Below are 3,940 nucleotides of genomic sequence, written 5' to 3'. Positions count from 1 at the left end.
ACAATTTTAAATAAAAGAACGTATATGGACTTTACGAGATTCTTTAATGAGCAGCAAAACTATCTAAGAAAAGTGAAGCTTGATTTTAAAAGATATCTTTACGACGATATAGATTTTAGCGAACAAGCCGTAATGATATTAGGGCAGTGCGGCGTTGGTAAAACGACGTTAATATTACAATACCTAAAACAAAATTTCCAAGCTTCGCAAAAAGCCCTTTATATAAGCATGGATAATCCTTTATTTGCGGCGACGTCTCTTTATGAATTCGCGCTCGACTTCGAAAAAGTGGGCGGCGAATTACTTTTGATAGACGAGATACACAAGCTAAAAGATTGGTCGTCTCATATAAAAACCATCATAGACCAAAGCAATCTAAAACTCGTAATCACGGGTTCGTCTATGCTAGAGCTTGATATAAACGGGGCCGATCTAAGCAGGAGAGCGGTAAAGTATCATCTAAACAACATGTCTTTTAGAGAGTTTTTAAATCTAAATTTAAAAAGCGAATACAAAAAATATAGCCTAGATGAAATTTTGGAAAATCACTATGAAATAGCCGTAAATTTAACTGGCAAATTTAAGCCGTTCATATATTTTAAAGACTATCTAACTCACGGAGCATATCCGTTTGCAAACGATAAAATAGGCTTTTACTCTAAACTAACGGGCGTAATAAATCAAGTATTGCAAAGCGACATCCCGTATGTTTGCTCGCTAAACTACGCAAATATAGATAAGCTAAAAAAGCTACTGTTTTTACTAAGTCAAAGCGTTCCTTTTAGCCCAAATATAAGCGAGCTTGCGAGGGCGTGCGAAATATCTAGGCCTACTCTTATCGAATACCTAAGATATATGCAAAGCGCAGGTCTTATAATAAATTTAACTAGTAAAAGTAGGGGATATAACGCCATATTAAAGCCGGATAAAATTTACTTAAGCAATACGAACCTAGCTTATACCTTAAGTATCTCGCCTAATATCGGAAGCTTGAGAGAGAGCTTTTTCATAAATCAAATAAGCGCCTATAAGGCCGGAAAATTTCAAACAGATTTGCTTATGTTGAACAAGCAAGGCGACTTCATCGTAGATGATAAATTTACCTTTGAGGCGGGCAGAACCAAAAAGAGCTTTGAGCAGATCAAGGACGTACAAAACTCGTACGTAGTAGCCGACGATATAGAAGTTGGAAGTGGCAATAAAATCCCGCTGTGGCTATTTGGGTTTTTATATTAGGCGTTTTGCCTCTTGTAAAGCAATGGACGTAGCCTAGTTATTGAGTGTTTTATTCTATAATGAGATTTGGCTTTGTAGTCAACTAACATATTGTAAGCTTTCTAGCAATATAAATTTGCACACTCTCATTTAATGTGCGCTTGTGCTTAGCTACACTTCATTTATTGCAAAATAAGATACACTATCCTTTGAAAGTTTTTAACTTATCTTGAACCTAACTAAAAATACCGAATATCAAGCTAAAAAGCCCCTACTTTAGGGCATTTATTAGTTATTATATTGAAAATCTCACTTTTCAAACTATTTTATATTTTTTACTAACCTACAATAAAATTCATTAGTATTTTTTGATACTATTATGCCTAAACTCTGCTCCACTGTATTTACTATTTTTCAATATGTAACCATTAACAATCATAATGGCAGATTTAATATATTGAAGTTGACTGCTATTGTTTTTTCAAGGCGCTTGTGTTTCTTTACAATAACACCAATAACATCTTTCTGCCCCCAAAGCCCTTTTGCCTTCTAGTCTTTGTAGTTCAGTAAAAATAGGGCAACGCTTGATTGGTAAATTCAATCTATATTTTTGACTTTTTTGATGATTTATGATGCCTGCACCTACTTTTTTATTGGAGGATTTATATTCTTGTTGCTATTAAAAACCATCCTCTCCCCCCTGCCACATCTATTTTATTGCCATTGTCCTGACATATTCTGGATTTTAATGAGCCATAATGCTTCATAAAATGTCTTAATAATGGTTTTTCAGTGTAGCCATTGCAAAAAACTAAGAGAAAAATATTTTCTACCATGTCTAAAGAAATGTATTCTGCCCTACTTCACTGTATTTGTAACTTTTAAAAATGCAGCTGTGGGTATAGTGAAGTATAGTTTAGATATAATATAAAACTACACAGGATAATTTGTATTAGAAACTATTGAAATTGACACGAAGTCTTATAAGTAGCAAGACGAAGTCACGGCTAAAAATCTTTAACTTGTCTTGAGCCTTAGATAAGATTCTCCGCGCTTAATAGCACTCAAACACGTCATATTTTGGCGGTAGTGATGATTTTAGCCTTTCATCTTAAAGAGATATGGGGTAAGAACATATTTTCAAATTGGGCAAATTATCGGTATTATGTAGCAACCGTAACCAACTTCTATAAAGTAATCAGATAAAATTCTAGCCATATTAATCGCATATAACAATTGCGGTAAAAAGGGAAAAATATGGCAGAATCTCACGTAATATAGGCTTTAGTAGCTAAACACACAGATCTTCAAGGCAAGATCAAATCATATCAAGAAGCTATCAAAGAAGTGAGAGATGAAATTTCAACTATCTCAAAAAGCATAAAGATATTTGATCTGAACTACGACTTAAGAAAAATAGCACCCAAGAAAACGAGAGAAAGATATTTTAAGCACAAAGAGTTAACAAAGCTTGTTATAGAGTATATAAAAAGCAACGATAATGTCGATATAAATGAATTAACAGAGTATGCAATGAAAGCAAAAGCTCTACCGCAAGAGCTTCATAAATCGATATACGGCGGAATTTATACCGTTTTAGTTTAGTCCGTCAAGACGTAATAGAATGCCGTATTACAAACGACACAAAAACAATATTGTATAAAAATTCTAAATGCCTAATCTCTCGGCTACTCTATGATTGCCTTGCCAATAACCGCAGAATTCGTTTGAAATTTCACTGTCTAAGCACTTTTTTAAAATATCTCTAAAGATAAAGCCGTTGTTAAATCGCCTTGTATCCTCTCGGTAAGCTATCTCATTAGCATAGTTTGACAGATACAACGTGCCTAATTTATGGCATTGTCCGTATTGAAGTCTGCGAAACATTGAGTTGTAGCTTTCGCTTTGATTGTTGTTTTCTCCGTTTATACCGCAATACTCTACGGCATGATTAACCACTCTGTGATCGTAATGAGCGATAAAAATTTGAATATCCGATATTCTCGTCCGTGTGCACTTCGCTGCCTCTTGCGATAAATCTATGAGCTATACGACTAAGCTCTATCGGGTTTTCGCTTTTTAAAATAAAAGTTCTCGTGCGATTTGCTCCGATACCGAATACCGAATTCGTTTCTTTGCCTGAGCGATATAACCACTCGTTTATTAGGCTTGTATGCCTTTCTGCGATCTATTCTTTTTTCTAACCTATATAGCCGTTAACATACACTCTGTCCATTTCGACTACGCCTTGAAACGGACGTAAGCTATCATAATCCATTAAGCTTTCGCGAATTTTATGCAGTAATACCCAAGCGGTTTTATATTGAACGTCTAAGTCGCGAGAGAGTTGTAGTGCTGAAATTCATTTAGCGGCATTAACAAATCCATAAGAATAGTTTGAAGCGGTAGTTTATGCCCGTGAAAAATCGTGCCACTAGTAACACTAAAGAAGCTAGTGCACTCTTTACATTTAAACTGCTTGCGAGAGGCTATGAAGTAAATTTTGCCGCCACTGCCGCAGCAAGGACACACCGGGTTGCCTTTGGTTTCAAACCAACGAACTTGCCCAAAAGTTGCAATGGCCTGAAAATCGTTCATCTTTGCAATTTTAATAAGAGATAGATTGCGAGCTTCAGCCGATAGTAAAAATGTTATGCCATATCTATTCCCTATATTTTTATATATTTATTATACATATATATGTATTAAACTTATCTTAATTTAC

At 35.0% G+C, this 3,940-nt stretch carries 4 protein-coding genes; 2 read left to right on the top strand and 2 right to left on the bottom strand.

Features of this window, described 5'->3' with window-relative positions; genetic code table 11:
- A partial coding sequence (locus Q0546_RS00875; RefSeq protein WP_298789669.1) for an AAA family ATPase occupies window positions 1-1,236 on the top strand: 1,236 nt, incomplete at its 5' end.
- Window positions 1,237-2,562: 1,326 nt separating this feature from the next.
- Window positions 2,563-2,820 (top strand): hypothetical protein, encoded by a 258-nt coding sequence (locus tag Q0546_RS00870; RefSeq protein WP_298789667.1) that lies wholly within the window; start codon window positions 2,563-2,565, stop codon window positions 2,818-2,820.
- Between the two features lie 63 nt (window positions 2,821-2,883).
- Here Q0546_RS00870 and Q0546_RS00865 read toward each other — a convergent pair whose 3' ends face one another.
- Together Q0546_RS00865 and Q0546_RS00860 are read right to left on the bottom strand one after the other, a co-directional pair.
- Complete coding sequence (locus Q0546_RS00865) at window positions 2,884-3,195, bottom strand: transposase (protein WP_298789671.1); 312 nt, start codon at window positions 3,193-3,195, stop codon at window positions 2,884-2,886.
- Window positions 3,196-3,546: 351 nt separating this feature from the next.
- Window positions 3,547-3,813 carry a transposase gene (locus Q0546_RS00860; protein ID WP_298789665.1) on the bottom strand — a complete coding sequence of 89 codons (267 nt, stop codon included), beginning with the start codon at window positions 3,811-3,813 and terminating at the stop codon, window positions 3,547-3,549.
- Window positions 3,814-3,940: the final 127 nt, after the last annotated feature.

It is taken from the genome of uncultured Campylobacter sp. (assembly GCF_937997465.1).
Taxonomy (GTDB): Bacteria; Campylobacterota; Campylobacteria; order Campylobacterales; family Campylobacteraceae; genus Campylobacter_A.
This window is presented reverse-complemented; position numbering and strand designations above follow the sequence as displayed.